The sequence below is a fragment of the Propionivibrio sp. genome, from assembly GCF_017995515.1.
Classification (GTDB): Bacteria; Pseudomonadota; Gammaproteobacteria; order Burkholderiales; family Rhodocyclaceae; genus Propionivibrio.
In genome coordinates this window covers 40,703-55,510 of sequence record NZ_JAGOIT010000007.1, presented here as the reverse complement: position 1 = coordinate 55,510, position 14,808 = coordinate 40,703, and the positions used below count along the sequence as shown (strand labels likewise).

The window sequence follows — 14,808 nt, the reverse complement described above, 5'->3', positions numbered from 1 at the left end:
ACCGACAACGGGCACGAGCCCTACCGCGTCGAACATCGGCCGCAGGTCGTATATCACCACCCTGCACCGCCCGTTTACTACGCTCCGCCCACGCGCGTTGCCACACCGGTCTATTACGTTACGACCTATCGCGGCGCACGTCAGCCCCACCATCATCACGAGCGTTGGCGCCGAGCCGAAGGACACTGGCACGGCTATCGTTGAACGAGCACAACCGCGCGGCTTATCGCCACAGGCGGTGAGTACGGTCGCCGTCCTTAGTCCGAGCCGGCCCAATCGATAATGGGCCGCCACTGTTCGATGTCTTTCTCGACACGCGATCCGGGAAAATCAAATAGCGTCATCCCGTTGGCCGCAACCTGGACATAGAGTTGCGTATCGCGGAGATATGTCAGCACAGGCAGATCGTAGGCGCTTAGAAACCGCTCAAGCTCGGCGGCGGAGCGTGTTCGCGCGTCGACCCGCATTCCGACAATTGCGACCTGGATTCGCTCTTTCCGGATCGCTTTTTCCGCTAACAGCAACTCAAGAAATTGCCGTGTCGCAGCGATGTCAAAGAACGACGGCTGCACTGGCACGATTACGCGCGAAACGGCCTTCAGAACACGTTCGAGCGCTCTCCCATGCAAACCAGCCGGGGAATCGAGAACTGCGTGCGAAGTCCCGCGCGGGGGTCGGGCCGGCGAGTCCTTTTCGATGTTCCAGGTGCGAATCGGGGGCAACTCGGGCGGACGGGCCTGTAACCAGGTGCGTGCCGATAATTGACGATCGGTGTCTCCAAGCATCACCTGATGCCCGCAGCGCGCGTAGAAGCCGGCCAGGTTCGTCGCGAGCGTCGTCTTGCCCGAGCCGCCCTTGGGGTTTGCCACCAGAAAAGACTTCATCGTGCCTCCGTCTCGGCTTCAATCCTTCAGCCGCACAGCCGCCTCACCACAACACAGATCGCGCTCGCCTTCTCGGCAGACAAGCCCGTTCCTGGGGATCGCCACAGGCATACGCACGGCGCCCTCCGGTCCCGCCCACCATCTGCGACGTGGCAGCAAAGGTCGCCGAGCGCGTAAACCGGCGCCCGGACGCCTACCCAGACCCGACCAACATCCGCACCGGGCCGCGGGGAGCCACCGCCGATCGGCATAAGAAAAAGGCCGCCTAGCATGCACTAAGCGGCCCTCAACTTTACGACTCGACGTGACAGCCCTACGCTGCGACGGGCAACGCCTCTTCTTCTGGCTGATCCAGCAACTGAACCAGTGCCATCGGCGCGTTATCACCGTCACGGAAGCCGCACTTGAGAATTCGCAGATAACCGCCGTTACGGCTCGCATAGCGCGGACCAAGTACGTCGAACAGTTTGACCACAATCTCACGGTCGCGCAGGCGATCGAACGCCAAACGACGGTTTGCCAAACTTGGCTTCTTGCCAAGCGTGATGAGCGGCTCGACGACGCGACGCAGTTCCTTTGCCTTCGGCAAGGTGGTCTTGATCGTTTCGTGGCGCAGGACAGATACTGCCATGTTGCGCAGCATCGCCAAGCGGTGAGCACTAGTGCGGTTGAGCTTACGCAGACCTAAACGGTGACGCATATCATTTCCTTCCTATTCTTGTCCGAGAGAGCTACTTGTCGAGACCAGCCGGTGGCCAGTTCTCAAGCTTCATGCCCAGTGTCAGGCCCCTAGCTGCCAACACTTCCTTGATTTCATTCAGCGACTTTCTGCCCAGGTTAGGGGTCTTGAGCAGTTCGTTCTCCGTGCGCTGGATCAGGTCGCCGATATAGTAGATATTCTCGGCCTTGAGGCAATTCGCCGAACGGACCGTGAGTTCAAGGTCGTCGACCGGGCGCAGCAGCAAGGGGTCAACCTGGACCGTCTTATGGTGCTCGACCGGCAGCGCCGTGCCCTCGAGATCCGCAAACACCGACAGTTGCTCCATCAGAATCCGCGCAGCGGTGCGAATCGATTCCTCCGGCTCAATAACGCCGTTTGTTTCGATTTCCATCACCAACTTGTCAAGGTCGGTTCTCTGCTCAACTCGCGCGCTTTCGACGAAATAACTCACGCGGCGAACCGGGCTGAACGAGGCGTCAAGCACCAGATTTCCTATAGTCTTGCCACTTTCTCCGTCCGATCGGACATTACCCGGAACGTAGCCTCGGCCCTTCTCAACCTTCAACTCCATCGACAACTTGCCGCCGGCCGAAACATGCGCAATCACATGATCAGGATTCACGATCTCGACGTCGTGCGACACGGTGATATCGCCAGCGCGCACCACGCCCTCGCCATCTTTGGTGAGATGGAGCGTTGCCTCTTCCCGATTATGAAGTTTGAAGACGACGCCTTTCAAATTCAGCAGGATGTCGACAACGTCCTCCTGAACACCATCGATCGTGGAGTACTCATGGAGTACGCCATCGATACTGACCTCGGTCGGGGCGAAACCTGGCATCGACGACAGCAGAATCCTGCGCAGCGCATTCCCTAGCGTATGCCCATAGCCACGCTCGAACGGCTCCATAACCACCCGTGCGTGCACTGGAGACAAACTCTGTACATCAATAATGCGCGGTTTCAATAATCCACTACTATGCATATCCTGTCCTTTGCCTGATTCTGTCAAGCCGCGCAGCACTTACTTCGAGTACAACTCGACGACGAGGCTTTCATTGATCGTCGACGACAGTTCACTACGCTCCGGACGCGCTTTATAAACGCCTTTGGCTTCCTTGGTATCGACTTGGACCCACTCCGGGAACCCGCGCGACTCAGCTGCGGCCAGCGCAGCCTTGACGCGCAGGTGATTCTTCGCCTTTTCTGCGATTTCGAGCACGTCACCGGGGCGGACCTGGTACGACGGAATATTCACGCGCCGGCCGTTAACCAAAACGCAATTGTGGCGAACCACTTGGCGCGATTCGGAACGCGAGGCCGCGAAACCCATGCGGTACGTGACCGTATCCAGACGCGATTCGAGCAACTGCAGCAGGTTTTCGCCGGTCACGCCCTTCCGGCGATCCGCTTCCTTGTACACTTTACGGAACTGCCCTTCGAGCACACCGTAGATGCGGCGAATTTTCTGCTTTTCGCGCAGGTGAACGCCATAGTCCGACAAACGTTGCCCTGACTTCTGGCCATGCTGACCGGGAGCGTATGACCGGCGCTCAATTGCGCACTTGTCCGTAAAACACTTTTCGCCCTTGAGGAAGAGCTTCTCCCCCTCACGGCGGCACTGACGGCACTTGGGATCGAGATTGCGAGCCACTGTACTTTCTCCTTAAATCCGGCGCTTCTTCGGCGGACGGCAACCATTATGGGGGATCGGCGTCACGTCCGTGATCGCCGTGATCTTCATGCCAAGCGCGTTAAGCGCACGCACCGAAGACTCGCGCCCGGGGCCGGGCCCCTTGATGCGGACTTCGAGATTCTTCACTCCGCATTCAACAGCGACTTTACCGGCTGCTTCGGCGGCCACCTGTGCCGCGAACGGCGTACTCTTACGCGACCCCTTAAAACCGGCGCCGCCAGAAGTCGCCCACGACAGGGCGTTGCCCTGGCGATCCGTGATCGTAATGATCGTGTTATTAAACGAAGCGTGAATATGCGCAATGCCTTCCGCGACGTTCTTCTTGACTTTTTTGCGAACTTTCGTTGCAGTCTTTGCCATGATGATCAGATCCTCTTATTTCTTACCGGCGATGGCCTTGCGCGGGCCTTTACGCGTGCGCGCATTCGTGCGCGTACGCTGACCACGACACGGCAGTCCCTTGCGATGGCGAAGGCCGCGATAACACCCCAGATCCATCAGGCGCTTGATGCTCATCGTCACTTCGCGACGCAAATCGCCTTCGACCGTGAACTTGCCGACCTGCTCACGCAGACGGTCCATCTCCGCTTCTGTAAGATCCTTCATCTTCGTCGTACGCGCGATGCTCGATGCATCACAAATAAGACGTGCTCGACTGCGTCCAATACCGTAGATCGCGGTCAACGCGATCTCGGCATGTTGGTGGTTGGGAATATTTACCCCTGCGATGCGGGCCATCGAATCACCCCGAATAAACTAAACTTAAATTGTACCGAACCGGCAACAACTCGAACCGAGTCGCTCCGATCAACCTTGGCGCTGCTTGTGGCGCGGATCCGAACAGATCACGCGCACAATGCCGTGGCGCCGAATAATCTTGCAGTTGCGGCAGATGCGCTTTACAGATGCCAGCACTTTCATGGTTTGCTCCTAAAATCACGGCATCCGGCGCAGCCAGCCTTTTGCCAAAAACACAACTACGTAGAGATTCTGAATTCTTACTTCGCCCGGAAGACGATTCTCGCCCGGCTCAGGTCATACGGCGTGAGTTGAACCGTCACCTTGTCGCCGGGAAGGATGCGAATATAGTGCATACGCATCTTTCCTGAAATGAAGCCGAGGACGACATGCCCATTTTCAAGCTTTACCCGAAACGTCGCGTTTGGGAGGTTTTCGAGAACCTCCCCTTGCATTTCAATGAGATCTTCTTTCGCCATCCTTATTTCGCCGTGTAGCCAGAGCCTTTGAAATTTGCCTTCTTAAGCAGCCCCTCGTACTGATGCGACATCGCGTAGGCTTGAACTTGGGTCATAAAATCCATGGTGACGACCACGATGATTAACAACGATGTACCGCCAAAGTAGAACGGGACGTTCCACTTCAAAATCAGGAACTCCGGTAACAGACAAACGATGGTGATGTAGGCAGCACCCACCAGGGTCAGGCGCATCAAAATCTTGTCGATATAGCGTGCCGTCTGATCTCCCGGTCGAATCCCTGGGACGAATGCACCACTCTTCTTCAGGTTGTCGGCCGTTTCTTTCGAATTAAACACGAGCGCGGTATAAAAAAAGCAAAAGAACACTATCGCCGCCGCGTACAACATGACGTAGATTGGCTGACCGGGCGAAACCGCACCGGCGAAGTCTTTCAGCCAACGCATCGAATCGCTGGAGCCGAACCAGCCCGCGATCGTCGCCGGGAACAGGATGATCGACGAGGCGAAAATCGGCGGTATAACCCCCGCCATGTTCAGCTTGAGCGGCAGATGCGAACTCTGCCCACCGTAAATCTTGTTTCCGACCTGGCGCTTCGCGTAATTCACCAGAATCTTCCGCTGACCTCGTTCGACGAACACGACGAACGCGGTAACCAACCCAACCAGCAGGGTAATAAACAACGCTGACACGGGATGCATAGCGCCGGTACGCACCAACTCGAGCAAGCCGGCAATCGCTTTGGGCAAACCGGCAGCGATCCCCGAAAAGATGATTATCGAGATACCATTACCCAACCCACGTTCGGTAATCTGCTCGCCGAGCCACATCAAGAACATCGTCCCGGTCAGCAGCGTAACCACCGTCACCAACCTGAAAACCAGACCTGGGTGCGGCACCAAACCCGGTTGCGCTTCAACAGCGACCGCGATTCCCACCCCCTGAAAAAGCGCGAGGATCACAGTACCGTAGCGGGTGTACTGTGTAATCTTTCTGCGCCCGGCTTCCCCCTCCTTCTTTAAGGCCTCAAGCTGCGGGCTCGCATGCGTCATCAATTGCAGGATGATGGAGGATGAAATGTACGGCATGATCCCCAAGGCGAAAATCGAAAAACGCATCAGCGCGCCGCCTGAGAACATGTTGAACATTCCCAGAATTCCGCCCTGCTGACGACTAAAAAGTTCGCTCAGGGCAGCAGGATCGATTCCGGGCACCGGAATGTGCGAACCGATCCGATACACAACTAACGCGCCGAGCAGGAAGAACAAACGCCTCTTCAGGTCGCCGTACTTACCGCTCTTACCGACTGAACTTTGATTAGCCGCCAAAAAACACCCCGGTTAAAACGATTACTCGACAACGGAGCCGCCAGCGGCTTCGATAGCCGCTTTCGCACCGCGCGTAGCGCTCACCCCCTTGAGGGTGACCTTCCGTGCTATCTCGCCAGAAAGTACGACCTTCGCGGACAGCGAATGTTGAGAAATGAGGTTCGCTTGCATCAGCGTGAGCAGATCGATCTCGTCGACGGGCAACGCAGAAATTTCCGAGAGACGGACTTCGGCGCTACGCCCCTTCGCCAACGAGACGAATCCACGCTTCGGCAACCGGCGCTGAAGCGGCATTTGACCGCCTTCGAAACCAACCTTGTGAAAGCCACCGGCGCGCGACTTCTGCCCCTTATGGCCACGACCAGCGGTCTTGCCAAGACCGGAACCGATACCACGACCAACGCGGCGTTTCGAATGCTTCGCGCCCTCAGCGGGCTGAATCGTATTCAGTTTCATATCAACCCTCGCACTTAACAAGGTACGCGACCTTGTTGATCATGCCGCGAACCGCCGGCGTATCTTCCAGCACGGAGACACTGTTCAATCGCCGAAGCCCAAGACCCTTTACAGTCGCTCTATGAGACTGTTTCGTCCCAATGACGCTTTTGACTAGCGTGACCTTAACCGTCTTCTCTGCCATGTCTTACCCCAAGATTTCTTCGACTGTCTTGCCGCGTTTTGCTGCAATATCCGCGGGCGTGTTCATTGCTTGCAGACCATTGATCGTCGCGCGCACGATATTGTACGGATTAGTCGAGCCGTGCGCCTTTGCAACGACGTTCGTCATCCCCATCACGTCAAACACAGCCCGCATTGCGCCACCAGCAATGACGCCCGTACCTTCGGGCGCCGGTTGCATCATGACCGTGGAAGCGCCATGGCGTCCAACAACGGTGTGGTGCAGAGTGCCACTTTTTAGGCGAACCTTCACCATCTTCCGCCGCGCTTCCTCCATCGCTTTCTGCACGGCAACCGGCACTTCACGCGACTTGCCCTTTCCCATACCAATACGTCCGTCGCCATCCCCCACCACGGTCAAAGCGGCGAACCCGAGGATACGACCACCCTTAACGACCTTCGTGACCCGGTTGATCGAGATCATCTTCTCGCGCATGCCGTCATCAGGCTTTTCGGCTTGCTGCGACTTTCTGCTTTGCGGTTTTGCCATTACTTACTCCGATCCAATATTCGAGCGCTCAGAACTTGAGCCCAGCCTCACGCGCAGCCTCGGCCAACACCTTGACCCGTCCGTGGTACTGAAAACCGCTCCGGTCGAACGCAACTTGGGCGACACCAGCTTTAATAGCGCGCTCCGCGATCAACTTCCCAATAACGGTGGCAGCATTCTTGTTCCCCCCGTTAGCCAGTTCTTTACGCAACGCCGGCTCAAGCGACGAAGCCGCTGCGATAACCTTGGACCCACATGGCGAACACACCTGCGCATAAATGTGCAAGTTCGTACGATGAACTGATAGCCGTACGGCGTTCAACTCAGCAATCTTAAGCCGCGTTTTCCGAGCTCTGCGCAACCGCGCTTCGTTCTTGTTAATCATCTATGCACCCTTACTTCTTCTTGGTTTCTTTGAGGACGATCACTTCGTCGGAATACCGGACGCCCTTGCCTTTGTACGGCTCTGGCTTGCGATAGGCACGTATCTCGGCAGCAACTTGCCCGACCTGTTGCTTATCAACGCCCTTGATAATGATTTCGGTTTGCGTCGGCGTTTCGCACTTGATACCTTGTGGCATCTTGTGCGCGACAGGGTGTGAGAAGCCAAGCATCAAGTTCAGCACATCACCCTGAACCTGCGCGCGATAACCAACTCCGACCAACGCAAGCTTGCGCTCGAAACCCTTGCTAACGCCGGCAACCATGTTCGCGACAATCGCGCGAACCGTACCGGACAAAGCGCCCGCGTTCTCGACGCCTTCAACAGCTTTGCAGACAAGGGTGTTCTCAACCTTCTCGACCGTCACCGCAGCACTAGCCGGGAACGACATGGCGCCAAGAGGCCCCGTGATCGAGACATTACCGCCTCCAAGGACGACCTCTACGCCCTGCGGGAGAACGATGGGATTTTTAGCTACACGCGACATAGTTTCCCCTTATTACGCCACGACGCAAAGCACTTCACCGCCGGTGTTGCTGGCACGCGCCTTACGATCAGTCATTACGCCTTTAGGGGTTGACACTATCGCAACACCCAACCCATTCATAACCTTCGGTATCGCGCCAACACCTCGGTAAATCCGCAGTCCTGGCTTTGAAACGCGGTCGATTCGCTCAATAACCGGTTGGCCAGCGTAATACTTGAGGACAACTTCGAGGACCGCCTTACCGTCCAAGGTCGCCACGGAAAAGTCTTCGATATAGCCCTCGTCCTTCAACACTTTGGATATCGCCACCTTCACCTTTGACGACGGCATCACAACAGAAGCCTTGCTAGCCATCTGCGCGTTGCGAATGCGGGTCAGCATGTCGCTGATCGGATCGCTCATACTCATCTCGTTGCCTCCTGCTTACCAGCTAGCCTTAGTCATACCCGGAACTTCTCCGCGCATGACAAAATCACGCAGCTTGCTGCGCCCCAACCCGAACTTGCGAAAAACGCCACGGGGCCGCCCGGTCAGCTTGCACCGGTTGCGCAGCCGGACTGGACTTGAGTTTCGCGGCAACGCCTGAATCTCCAAGCGTGCAGCAAAACGCTCCTCTTCCGTACGAGCTTGGTCATTAACAACAGCAAACAGACTCTCACGCTTTGCAGCGAACTTCTCAACCAATTTACGACGCTTCTCGTCGCGGTTAATCAATGCACGTTTCGCCATTATTGATTGCCTCAATTCTTGAACGGAAATTTGAACGCACCAAGAAGCGCCCTAGCTTCTTCGTCGGTCTTTGCGGTCGTCGTCACACTGATATTCATGCCGCGCAAAGCATCGATCTTGTCGTACTCGATTTCCGGAAAGATGATCTGCTCTTTGACGCCCATATTGTAATTACCGCGCCCATCGAAGCCCTTGCCGGATACACCGCGGAAGTCGCGCACTCGCGGCAAGGCGACGGTAACCAGACGATCAAGGAACTCGAACATACGCGGACCACGCAGAGTCACCATACAACCGATCGGGTAGCCGTCCCTGATCTTGAAACCGGCGATCGATTTACGCGACTTCGTAACAACCGGCTTTTGACCCGCGATCTTTGTCATGTCCGAAACCGCGTGCTCCAAAACCTTTTTGTCCGCAACAGCCTCGCCAACGCCCATGTTCAGCGTAATCTTCGTGATACGCGGAACTTCCATCACGGACTTGTAGCCGAATTTCTTCGTCAACTCACCAACGACGGTACTCTTATAAAAGTCAAACAAACGCGCCATGATCACCCCTTACGCCCCAACCGCCTCGCCATTCGATCTGAAGATGCGAACTTTCGCACCATCAGCCGAAACCTTGAACCCAACGCGATCAGCGCGCTGAGTTGCCGGATTAAACAAGGCCACATTCGAAACATGGAGCGGCGCACTTTTCTCCACAACACCGCCGACCACACCCTTAACCGGATTGGGCTTCACGTGCTTCTTGACGCGATTCACTCCTTCAACAACAACAAACCCGTCGACACACGAAACAACCGAACCGCGCTTACCTTTGTCCTTGCCGGCAAGAACAATGACCTCATCACCTTTACGAATCTTATTCATCGCCCTACCTCACAGAACCTCAGGCGCCAACGAGACGATCTTCATGAAACGATCACCACGCAACTCGCGCGTAACCGGCCCGAAGATACGAGTCCCGATCGGCTCGAGTTTGTTGTTCAACAACACGGCAGCGTTACCATCGAAACGAACGAGCGAGCCATCAGGGCGACGAACGCCTTTCGCGGTGCGAACCACAACGGCGTTATAAACGTCACCCTTCTTGACACGCCCACGCGGAGCCGCATCTTTGATGCTCACTTTGATAATGTCACCAACACTTGCGTATCTACGCTTGGACCCGCCAAGCACCTTGATACACATAACCGAACGCGCACCCGTATTATCGGCGACGTCCAACACCGTCTGCATTTGAATCATTTATTCACTCCAACTTAACCCGCCGCGGCGGTCAGTCTTGGAACCCGTAAGGGAAAGACCGCCTGCCGTTCGACGCCAGGCGAAAAAGAGCCGGAATTATATACTAATCAACGGCAATTGCAACGACTAGATAGCGACCGCACGCTCAAGAAGGCGGCTCACCGACCAAGTTTTCGTCTTCGAAAGCGGGCGCCCTTCCTGGATCTCAACCAAGTCCCCGGCCTTCGCCTCGTTGTTGGCGTTGTGAGCATGATACTTGCGCGACCGAACGATAATCTTGTCGTACATTGGATGCTTGACCCGGCGTTCAACCAAGACGGTCACCGTCTTTTCCATCTTGTCACTCACGACACGCCCGACAAGCGTGCGCTTACTCATCGTATCATTCATTGCTTCACCACCTTTTCACGAAGAAGCGTTCTTACTCGTGCGATATCACGCCGGACCTTGCCGATCTGACTCACGTTAGCGAGTTGCTGCGTAGCCATCTGCATCCTCAAACCGAACTGCGCCTTCAGCAGATCGAGAAGCTCCTTGTTCAACTCGTCGACGCTCTTGCTTCTTAGTTCACTCGTCTTCATCTCAACCCACCATCCGAGTCACAAACGTGGTTGGAATAGGCAACTTCGCCGCAGCCAGTGCGAACGCCTCGCGCGCCAAGGCCTCACCAACGCCATCCATTTCGTAAAGCACTTTGCCAGGCTGAATCTCAGCGACGTAGTACTCAGGATTACCCTTTCCGTTACCCATACGAACTTCCGCGGGCTTCTTCGAAATAGGCTTGTCCGGGAAAATCCGAATCCAAATTCTGCCACCGCGCTTGATGTGCCGGGTCATTGCCCGACGCGCCGCCTCGATTTGCCGAGCGGTCAACCGGCCACGACCCGTCGCTTTCAGCCCGAAATCTCCGAAACTCACTTTGGCACCACGAGTCGCCAATCCGGTGTTGCGACCTTTCTGTTCCTTGCGGTACTTTCTTCTAGTTGGCTGCAGCATCGCTCGCCCCTGCCTTTCTCACTCGTTTTGCCGTACCCTTAACGTCACCCGCGCCGGCGTCAGCAGTCTTAGCCCTTGTCTTGTCAGCGTCTCCAAGCACAGGCTTTGCCAAACGGCGCGGCTTCTTTGCAACATCGTCGGCCGAGCTGGCATCGACCGCCGGGCTACCTTGCTCGTTGCGATTAAGCACTTCGCCCTTGAAAACCCACACCTTGACACCAATCAACCCATACGTCGTCAGCGCTTCGGAGGTAGCGTAGTCGATATCGGCACGCATCGTGTGAAGCGGCACGCGGCCCTCGCGATACCATTCGCGCCGCGCGATTTCCGCACCGTTGAGACGACCCGAGCTCATGATCTTGATGCCCTGCGCTCCGAGGCGCATCGCGTTTTGCATTGCTCGCTTCATAGCCCGACGGAACATGATGCGTTTCTCGAGCTGCTGGGTAATCGAGTCAGCGATCAGTTGTGCGTCAAGTTCAGGCTTGCGAATCTCCTCGATCGAGACATGAACCGGCACGCCCATGATCTTCTGGAGCGCCGCGCGGAGATGATCGATCTCCTCGCCCTTTTTCCCAATAACAACGCCCGGTCGCGCCGAAAATACGGTAACCCGTGCATTCTTCGCCGGCCGCTCGATCAACACGCGCCCAACCGACGCATGCTTGAGTTTGGTTTTTAGATAGGCACGCACCTGCACATCTTCGTTCAACATGCCAGCGAAATTCTTGCTGTTCGCGTACCAGCGCGACGCCCAATCACGCGTTACTGCAAGCCGAAAACCAGTCGGATGAATCTTTTGTCCCATTGCTCTTCCTTAGTTCCCGACCGTCAGAAAAATGTGGCAAGTCGGCTTGACGATCCGATTACCACGCCCTTTTGCGCGCGCTGTAAAGCGCTTGAGCACCATGCCTTTTTCGACATAAATCGTCTTGACCTTCAATTCGTCGATGTCTGCACCGTCGTTATGCTCGGCATTAGCGATAGCCGACTCAAGCACCTTCTTAATGATGCCAGCCCCCTTCTTGGGGCTGAAAGTCAGGATGTTTAGCGCCTTATCAACCGGCAATCCGCGAATTTGATCGGCGACCAATCGCCCTTTTTGGTCCGAAAGCCGGACACCACGCAAGCTAGCACGAGTTTCCATGTTCATTCCCTTTACTTCTTCGCCTTCTTGCCGGCGGTATGACCTTTAAATGTCCGGGTCAGCGAAAACTCGCCAAGCTTGTGCCCTACCATGTTCTCAGTCACGTACACGGGAATGTGCTGCTTCCCGTTATGAACAGCGATCGTGAGGCCAACAAAGTCCGGCAATACCGTAGAACGACGCGACCACGTCTTAATCGGCCGCTTGTCGCTAGTTGCTCTAACGGCTTCAACCTTCTTGATAAGATGGGCGTCGACGAACGGGCCCTTTTTTACAGAACGTCCCATAGCTATCTATCCCCTATCGTTTGTGGCGACGCTGCACGATCATGCTGTTCGTGCGCTTATTGCTGCGAGTCCGGAACCCCTTGGTCTTGACACCCCACGGTGTAACCGGATGCATACCAGCGGCAGTACGCCCTTCACCCCCACCGTGAGGGTGGTCAACTGGGTTCATCACCACACCACGAACGGTCGGACGCACACCGCGCCAGCGCATCGCACCAGCCTTACCGATCGACCGGAGGCTATGCTCCTCGTTTCCGACCTCACCAATCGTCGCCCGACACTCGACATGGACACGCCGAATTTCGCCGGAACGCAGACGCAACTGCGCATAAACACCTTCGCGCGCAAGCAACTGGGCGGAAGTACCGGCTGATCGCGCCAATTGAGCACCCTTGCCAGGAATCATTTCAACGCAATGAATAGTCGTTCCGACCGGAATATTCCGGATTGGCAGCGTATTACCTACCTTAATCGGGGCTTCGGCACCGCTAACGACCTCCTGCCCGACCGCGAGACCACGCGGGGCGATCACGTACCGACGCTCGCCGTCCGCGTAGAGAACAAGCGCGATATTGGCCGTCCGATTCGGATCGTATTCAAGCCGTTCAACTTTGCCGACAACCCCGTCCTTGTTCCGCTTGAAATCGACAACGCGGTAGTGCTGTTTGTGACCACCACCTTGATGACGAGTCGTCACATGTCCGTTGTTGTTCCGCCCGGCTTTCTTGGACTGCGCTTCGACAAGACCGGCAAACGGAGCGCCTTTGTGCAAACCCGGCGTCACAACCTTGACGACCGCACGCCTTCCCGGAGAAGTCGGTTTTACTTTGATGAGCGCCATTATGCAGCCCCTCCATCAACGAAATTGATCTCCTGACCAGGCTTCAGGCACACAAAGGCCTTTTTCCAATCGCTTCGACGCCCGACGCTACGGCCAGACCGCTTCGATTTACCCTTCACGTTGGCAATCTGAACCGACGCTACCGAAACTTTGAACAACATCTCGACGGCCGCCTTGACTTCGACCTTGGTTGCACTTGGGACGACACGAAAGACCACCTGTTCGTTCTTGTCCGCAATGAACGTCGCTTTCTCAGAGATTTGCGGCGCCAAGAGCACCTGCATTAAACGTTGCTGATTCATCCCAGAATCTCCTCAAACTTGGCGAGGGCACCCTTCGTCATGACAACCCTCGGGAATCGAATCAGCGAAACAGGATCCGCTTCATTGACTTCCACCACCAGCACGCTAGGAACGTTGCGCGACGCGAGGAAGAGATTCTCTTCCAACTGATCGGTAATCACCAACGCCGACTCGCAACCAAGCGCCTTCATCTTCTGCACGAACAACTTCGTCTTCGGCGCCTCCAACTCAAGCGCGTCCACGATAGCCAAGCGATCTTCGCGCACCAACTGCGACATGATCGACGCCATACCGGCGCGATACATCTTCTTGTTCAATTTATGGCTAAAGTTCTCGTCTGGCGAGTTCGGAAAGATCCGGCCGCCGCCGCGCCACAACGGAGAGGAAGACATACCCGCACGGGCGCGCCCGGTACCCTTTTGCCGGAACGGCTTTGCCGTCGTGTGTCGAACCTGCTCACGATCCTTCTGCGCACGATTTCCGCTGCGCGCATTTGCCTGGTAAGCAACAACCACCTGATGAATGAGCGCTTCGTTGTACTCGCGCCCGAACAACACATCGGACGCCTCCAACTTTCCAACCTCAACACCCTTGCTATCGACCAATTTAAGTTCCATTACGCCCCCGCCTTGACAGCCGGACGAACAACCAGGTTCGAGCCTTTCGAACCGGGGACTGCGCCCTTGACCAGCAACAACTGTCGCTCGACATCGACACGAACGACCTGCAAATTCTGTTGCGTGCGCAATGCATCACCCAGATGACCCGCCATTCGCTTCCCTGGGAACACACGCCCCGGGTCCTGGTTCATACCGATAGAACCCGGCGCGTTGTGCGAAACGGAGTTGCCGTGAGTCGCGCGCTGGGAACTAAAATGGTGCCGCTTGATACCACCCTGGAAACCCTTGCCAACGGTGCGGCCGGTCACATCAACCGCCTGCCCGACGGAAAAGAGAGTGACGCTCAACTGGTCACCAGCCTTTATTTCGCCAAGCTGCGCGACATCCACCGGAAATTCCTTCACGACACTCCCAGCCTCCACACCAGCTTTCGCCAGATGACCAGCCATAGATTTGCTCACGCGCGAGGGACGGCGAACCCCATAAACCACCTGAACGGCGGCATAGCCATCAATCTCTGGCGTTTTGATTTGCGCGACACGATTATTCGACACATCCAGCACGGTCACAGGAATCGACACACCGTCGTCCGTGAAAATGCGTGTCATGCCGACCTTGCGCCCTACAAGGCCTAGACTCATGATTATTCTCCTCTAGTCGGCTGCGATTGGCCGACAAGCGATACAAAAA

At 56.2% G+C, this 14,808-nt stretch carries 29 protein-coding genes; all 29 read right to left on the bottom strand.

Annotation, left to right across the window (positions count from 1 at the left end; genetic code table 11):
- Positions 1–257 precede the first annotated feature (257 nt).
- The 29 genes from KBA32_RS02360 to rplC all read right to left on the bottom strand — a co-directional run bounded on the left by KBA32_RS02360 (position 258) and on the right by rplC (position 14,759).
- A complete protein-coding gene (locus KBA32_RS02360; RefSeq protein WP_294354710.1) occupies positions 258–884 on the bottom strand; it encodes a ParA family protein in 627 nt (208 codons plus the stop codon).
- 313 nt (positions 885–1,197) lie between these two features.
- Entirely contained in the window at positions 1,198–1,584 is a 387-nt protein-coding gene (rplQ, locus tag KBA32_RS02355) for a 50S ribosomal protein L17 (protein ID WP_294354708.1), read from the bottom strand.
- 31 nt (positions 1,585–1,615) lie between these two features.
- Positions 1,616–2,590: a DNA-directed RNA polymerase subunit alpha gene (gene rpoA, locus KBA32_RS02350; protein ID WP_294354706.1), complete on the bottom strand. Its 975-nt coding sequence runs from the start codon at positions 2,588–2,590 to the stop codon at positions 1,616–1,618.
- A gap of 39 nt (positions 2,591–2,629) precedes the next feature.
- The gene (gene rpsD, locus KBA32_RS02345; RefSeq protein ID WP_294354703.1) at positions 2,630–3,259 is read right to left on the bottom strand and encodes a 30S ribosomal protein S4; all 630 of its coding nucleotides are present in this window, start codon (positions 3,257–3,259) and stop codon (positions 2,630–2,632) included.
- Between the two features lie 12 nt (positions 3,260–3,271).
- Positions 3,272–3,661, bottom strand: a complete 390-nt coding sequence (gene rpsK / locus KBA32_RS02340) for a 30S ribosomal protein S11 (protein WP_294354700.1) — start codon at positions 3,659–3,661, stop codon at positions 3,272–3,274.
- Positions 3,662–3,676: 15 nt separating this feature from the next.
- Positions 3,677–4,039 carry a 30S ribosomal protein S13 gene (gene rpsM / locus KBA32_RS02335; protein ID WP_294354697.1) on the bottom strand — a complete coding sequence of 121 codons (363 nt, stop codon included), beginning with the start codon at positions 4,037–4,039 and terminating at the stop codon, positions 3,677–3,679.
- Between the two features lie 69 nt (positions 4,040–4,108).
- Entirely contained in the window at positions 4,109–4,222 is a 114-nt protein-coding gene (gene rpmJ / locus KBA32_RS02330; protein ID WP_263769975.1) for a 50S ribosomal protein L36, read from the bottom strand.
- 77 nt (positions 4,223–4,299) lie between these two features.
- Complete coding sequence (gene infA / locus KBA32_RS02325) at positions 4,300–4,518, bottom strand: translation initiation factor IF-1 (RefSeq protein ID WP_263769974.1); 219 nt, start codon at positions 4,516–4,518, stop codon at positions 4,300–4,302.
- Between the two features lie 2 nt (positions 4,519–4,520).
- The gene (gene secY / locus KBA32_RS02320; RefSeq protein WP_294354689.1) at positions 4,521–5,846 is read right to left on the bottom strand and encodes a preprotein translocase subunit SecY; all 1,326 of its coding nucleotides are present in this window, start codon (positions 5,844–5,846) and stop codon (positions 4,521–4,523) included.
- 21 nt (positions 5,847–5,867) lie between these two features.
- Positions 5,868–6,302, bottom strand: coding sequence for a 50S ribosomal protein L15 (rplO, locus tag KBA32_RS02315; RefSeq protein WP_294354686.1), 435 nt, complete (start codon positions 6,300–6,302; stop codon positions 5,868–5,870).
- 1 nt (position 6,303) lies between these two features.
- Complete coding sequence (gene rpmD, locus KBA32_RS02310; RefSeq protein ID WP_294354682.1) at positions 6,304–6,486, bottom strand: 50S ribosomal protein L30; 183 nt, start codon at positions 6,484–6,486, stop codon at positions 6,304–6,306.
- A gap of 3 nt (positions 6,487–6,489) precedes the next feature.
- A complete protein-coding gene (gene rpsE, locus KBA32_RS02305; protein ID WP_294354679.1) occupies positions 6,490–7,014 on the bottom strand; it encodes a 30S ribosomal protein S5 in 525 nt (174 codons plus the stop codon).
- A gap of 28 nt (positions 7,015–7,042) precedes the next feature.
- On the bottom strand, positions 7,043–7,396 hold the full coding sequence (gene rplR, locus KBA32_RS02300) for a 50S ribosomal protein L18 (protein WP_294354721.1): 354 nt from the start codon (positions 7,394–7,396) through the stop codon (positions 7,043–7,045).
- Between the two features lie 13 nt (positions 7,397–7,409).
- Complete coding sequence (gene rplF, locus KBA32_RS02295; RefSeq protein WP_294354678.1) at positions 7,410–7,943, bottom strand: 50S ribosomal protein L6; 534 nt, start codon at positions 7,941–7,943, stop codon at positions 7,410–7,412.
- 12 nt (positions 7,944–7,955) lie between these two features.
- Positions 7,956–8,351, bottom strand: coding sequence for a 30S ribosomal protein S8 (gene rpsH, locus KBA32_RS02290; RefSeq protein WP_294354676.1), 396 nt, complete (start codon positions 8,349–8,351; stop codon positions 7,956–7,958).
- Positions 8,352–8,366: 15 nt separating this feature from the next.
- Positions 8,367–8,672: a 30S ribosomal protein S14 gene (gene rpsN, locus KBA32_RS02285; protein WP_294354675.1), complete on the bottom strand. Its 306-nt coding sequence runs from the start codon at positions 8,670–8,672 to the stop codon at positions 8,367–8,369.
- A gap of 11 nt (positions 8,673–8,683) precedes the next feature.
- Positions 8,684–9,223, bottom strand: a complete 540-nt coding sequence (gene rplE / locus KBA32_RS02280; RefSeq protein ID WP_294354672.1) for a 50S ribosomal protein L5 — start codon at positions 9,221–9,223, stop codon at positions 8,684–8,686.
- Between the two features lie 9 nt (positions 9,224–9,232).
- Positions 9,233–9,547 (bottom strand): 50S ribosomal protein L24, encoded by a 315-nt coding sequence (rplX, locus tag KBA32_RS02275; RefSeq protein ID WP_294354668.1) that lies wholly within the window; start codon positions 9,545–9,547, stop codon positions 9,233–9,235.
- Positions 9,548–9,556: 9 nt separating this feature from the next.
- Positions 9,557–9,925 carry a 50S ribosomal protein L14 gene (rplN, locus tag KBA32_RS02270; RefSeq protein ID WP_294354665.1) on the bottom strand — a complete coding sequence of 123 codons (369 nt, stop codon included), beginning with the start codon at positions 9,923–9,925 and terminating at the stop codon, positions 9,557–9,559.
- 126 nt (positions 9,926–10,051) lie between these two features.
- The gene (gene rpsQ / locus KBA32_RS02265; RefSeq protein WP_294354662.1) at positions 10,052–10,315 is read right to left on the bottom strand and encodes a 30S ribosomal protein S17; all 264 of its coding nucleotides are present in this window, start codon (positions 10,313–10,315) and stop codon (positions 10,052–10,054) included.
- Entirely contained in the window at positions 10,312–10,506 is a 195-nt protein-coding gene (gene rpmC, locus KBA32_RS02260; RefSeq protein WP_294354658.1) for a 50S ribosomal protein L29, read from the bottom strand. Before rpmC ends, rpsQ begins: the two co-directional genes overlap by 4 nt.
- A 1-nt stretch (position 10,507) precedes the next feature.
- Entirely contained in the window at positions 10,508–10,921 is a 414-nt protein-coding gene (gene rplP, locus KBA32_RS02255) for a 50S ribosomal protein L16 (protein ID WP_294354653.1), read from the bottom strand.
- Entirely contained in the window at positions 10,905–11,729 is an 825-nt protein-coding gene (gene rpsC / locus KBA32_RS02250) for a 30S ribosomal protein S3 (protein ID WP_294354650.1), read from the bottom strand. Before rpsC ends, rplP begins: the two co-directional genes overlap by 17 nt.
- A 9-nt stretch (positions 11,730–11,738) precedes the next feature.
- Positions 11,739–12,068 (bottom strand): 50S ribosomal protein L22, encoded by a 330-nt coding sequence (gene rplV, locus KBA32_RS02245; protein WP_294354718.1) that lies wholly within the window; start codon positions 12,066–12,068, stop codon positions 11,739–11,741.
- An 11-nt stretch (positions 12,069–12,079) separates the two neighbouring features.
- Entirely contained in the window at positions 12,080–12,355 is a 276-nt protein-coding gene (gene rpsS, locus KBA32_RS02240; protein ID WP_294354648.1) for a 30S ribosomal protein S19, read from the bottom strand.
- Between the two features lie 13 nt (positions 12,356–12,368).
- The gene (rplB, locus tag KBA32_RS02235) at positions 12,369–13,196 is read right to left on the bottom strand and encodes a 50S ribosomal protein L2 (RefSeq protein ID WP_294354646.1); all 828 of its coding nucleotides are present in this window, start codon (positions 13,194–13,196) and stop codon (positions 12,369–12,371) included.
- The gene (gene rplW / locus KBA32_RS02230) at positions 13,196–13,498 is read right to left on the bottom strand and encodes a 50S ribosomal protein L23 (protein ID WP_294354643.1); all 303 of its coding nucleotides are present in this window, start codon (positions 13,496–13,498) and stop codon (positions 13,196–13,198) included. Before rplW ends, rplB begins: the two co-directional genes overlap by 1 nt.
- Complete coding sequence (rplD, locus tag KBA32_RS02225) at positions 13,495–14,115, bottom strand: 50S ribosomal protein L4 (protein WP_294354641.1); 621 nt, start codon at positions 14,113–14,115, stop codon at positions 13,495–13,497. The genes rplW and rplD overlap by 4 nt, the downstream gene beginning before the upstream one ends.
- Positions 14,115–14,759, bottom strand: coding sequence for a 50S ribosomal protein L3 (rplC, locus tag KBA32_RS02220; protein ID WP_294354635.1), 645 nt, complete (start codon positions 14,757–14,759; stop codon positions 14,115–14,117). The genes rplD and rplC overlap by 1 nt, the downstream gene beginning before the upstream one ends.
- Positions 14,760–14,808: the final 49 nt, after the last annotated feature.

What these genes read in the sequence shown, in the direction of transcription:
- rpsS (WP_294354648.1), bottom strand. Translation starts at nt 12,355, where the DNA reads ATGGGACGTTCTGTAAAAAAGGGCCCGTTCGTCGACGCCCATCTTATC.
- rplC (WP_294354635.1), bottom strand. Translation starts at nt 14,759, where the DNA reads ATGAGTCTAGGCCTTGTAGGGCGCAAGGTCGGCATGACACGCATTTTC.
- rplO (WP_294354686.1), bottom strand. Translation starts at nt 6,302, where the DNA reads ATGAAACTGAATACGATTCAGCCCGCTGAGGGCGCGAAGCATTCGAAA.
- rplP (WP_294354653.1), bottom strand. Translation starts at nt 10,921, where the DNA reads ATGCTGCAGCCAACTAGAAGAAAGTACCGCAAGGAACAGAAAGGTCGC.
- rplQ (WP_294354708.1), bottom strand. Translation starts at nt 1,584, where the DNA reads ATGCGTCACCGTTTAGGTCTGCGTAAGCTCAACCGCACTAGTGCTCAC.
- rpsC (WP_294354650.1), bottom strand. Translation starts at nt 11,729, where the DNA reads ATGGGACAAAAGATTCATCCGACTGGTTTTCGGCTTGCAGTAACGCGT.
- rplX (WP_294354668.1), bottom strand. Translation starts at nt 9,547, where the DNA reads ATGAATAAGATTCGTAAAGGTGATGAGGTCATTGTTCTTGCCGGCAAG.
- rpmJ (WP_263769975.1), bottom strand. Translation starts at nt 4,222, where the DNA reads ATGAAAGTGCTGGCATCTGTAAAGCGCATCTGCCGCAACTGCAAGATT.
- rpoA (WP_294354706.1), bottom strand. Translation starts at nt 2,590, where the DNA reads ATGCATAGTAGTGGATTATTGAAACCGCGCATTATTGATGTACAGAGT.
- rpmC (WP_294354658.1), bottom strand. Translation starts at nt 10,506, where the DNA reads ATGAAGACGAGTGAACTAAGAAGCAAGAGCGTCGACGAGTTGAACAAG.
- rpsM (WP_294354697.1), bottom strand. Translation starts at nt 4,039, where the DNA reads ATGGCCCGCATCGCAGGGGTAAATATTCCCAACCACCAACATGCCGAG.
- rpsE (WP_294354679.1), bottom strand. Translation starts at nt 7,014, where the DNA reads ATGGCAAAACCGCAAAGCAGAAAGTCGCAGCAAGCCGAAAAGCCTGAT.
- rpsQ (WP_294354662.1), bottom strand. Translation starts at nt 10,315, where the DNA reads ATGAATGATACGATGAGTAAGCGCACGCTTGTCGGGCGTGTCGTGAGT.
- rplE (WP_294354672.1), bottom strand. Translation starts at nt 9,223, where the DNA reads ATGGCGCGTTTGTTTGACTTTTATAAGAGTACCGTCGTTGGTGAGTTG.
- rplW (WP_294354643.1), bottom strand. Translation starts at nt 13,498, where the DNA reads ATGAATCAGCAACGTTTAATGCAGGTGCTCTTGGCGCCGCAAATCTCT.
- rplV (WP_294354718.1), bottom strand. Translation starts at nt 12,068, where the DNA reads ATGGAAACTCGTGCTAGCTTGCGTGGTGTCCGGCTTTCGGACCAAAAA.
- rpmD (WP_294354682.1), bottom strand. Translation starts at nt 6,486, where the DNA reads ATGGCAGAGAAGACGGTTAAGGTCACGCTAGTCAAAAGCGTCATTGGG.
- rpsH (WP_294354676.1), bottom strand. Translation starts at nt 8,351, where the DNA reads ATGAGTATGAGCGATCCGATCAGCGACATGCTGACCCGCATTCGCAAC.
- rpsN (WP_294354675.1), bottom strand. Translation starts at nt 8,672, where the DNA reads ATGGCGAAACGTGCATTGATTAACCGCGACGAGAAGCGTCGTAAATTG.
- rplB (WP_294354646.1), bottom strand. Translation starts at nt 13,196, where the DNA reads ATGGCGCTCATCAAAGTAAAACCGACTTCTCCGGGAAGGCGTGCGGTC.
- rplF (WP_294354678.1), bottom strand. Translation starts at nt 7,943, where the DNA reads ATGTCGCGTGTAGCTAAAAATCCCATCGTTCTCCCGCAGGGCGTAGAG.
- rplN (WP_294354665.1), bottom strand. Translation starts at nt 9,925, where the DNA reads ATGATTCAAATGCAGACGGTGTTGGACGTCGCCGATAATACGGGTGCG.
- rpsK (WP_294354700.1), bottom strand. Translation starts at nt 3,661, where the DNA reads ATGGCAAAGACTGCAACGAAAGTTCGCAAAAAAGTCAAGAAGAACGTC.
- rplD (WP_294354641.1), bottom strand. Translation starts at nt 14,115, where the DNA reads ATGGAACTTAAATTGGTCGATAGCAAGGGTGTTGAGGTTGGAAAGTTG.
- infA (WP_263769974.1), bottom strand. Translation starts at nt 4,518, where the DNA reads ATGGCGAAAGAAGATCTCATTGAAATGCAAGGGGAGGTTCTCGAAAAC.
- KBA32_RS02360 (WP_294354710.1), bottom strand. Translation starts at nt 884, where the DNA reads ATGAAGTCTTTTCTGGTGGCAAACCCCAAGGGCGGCTCGGGCAAGACG.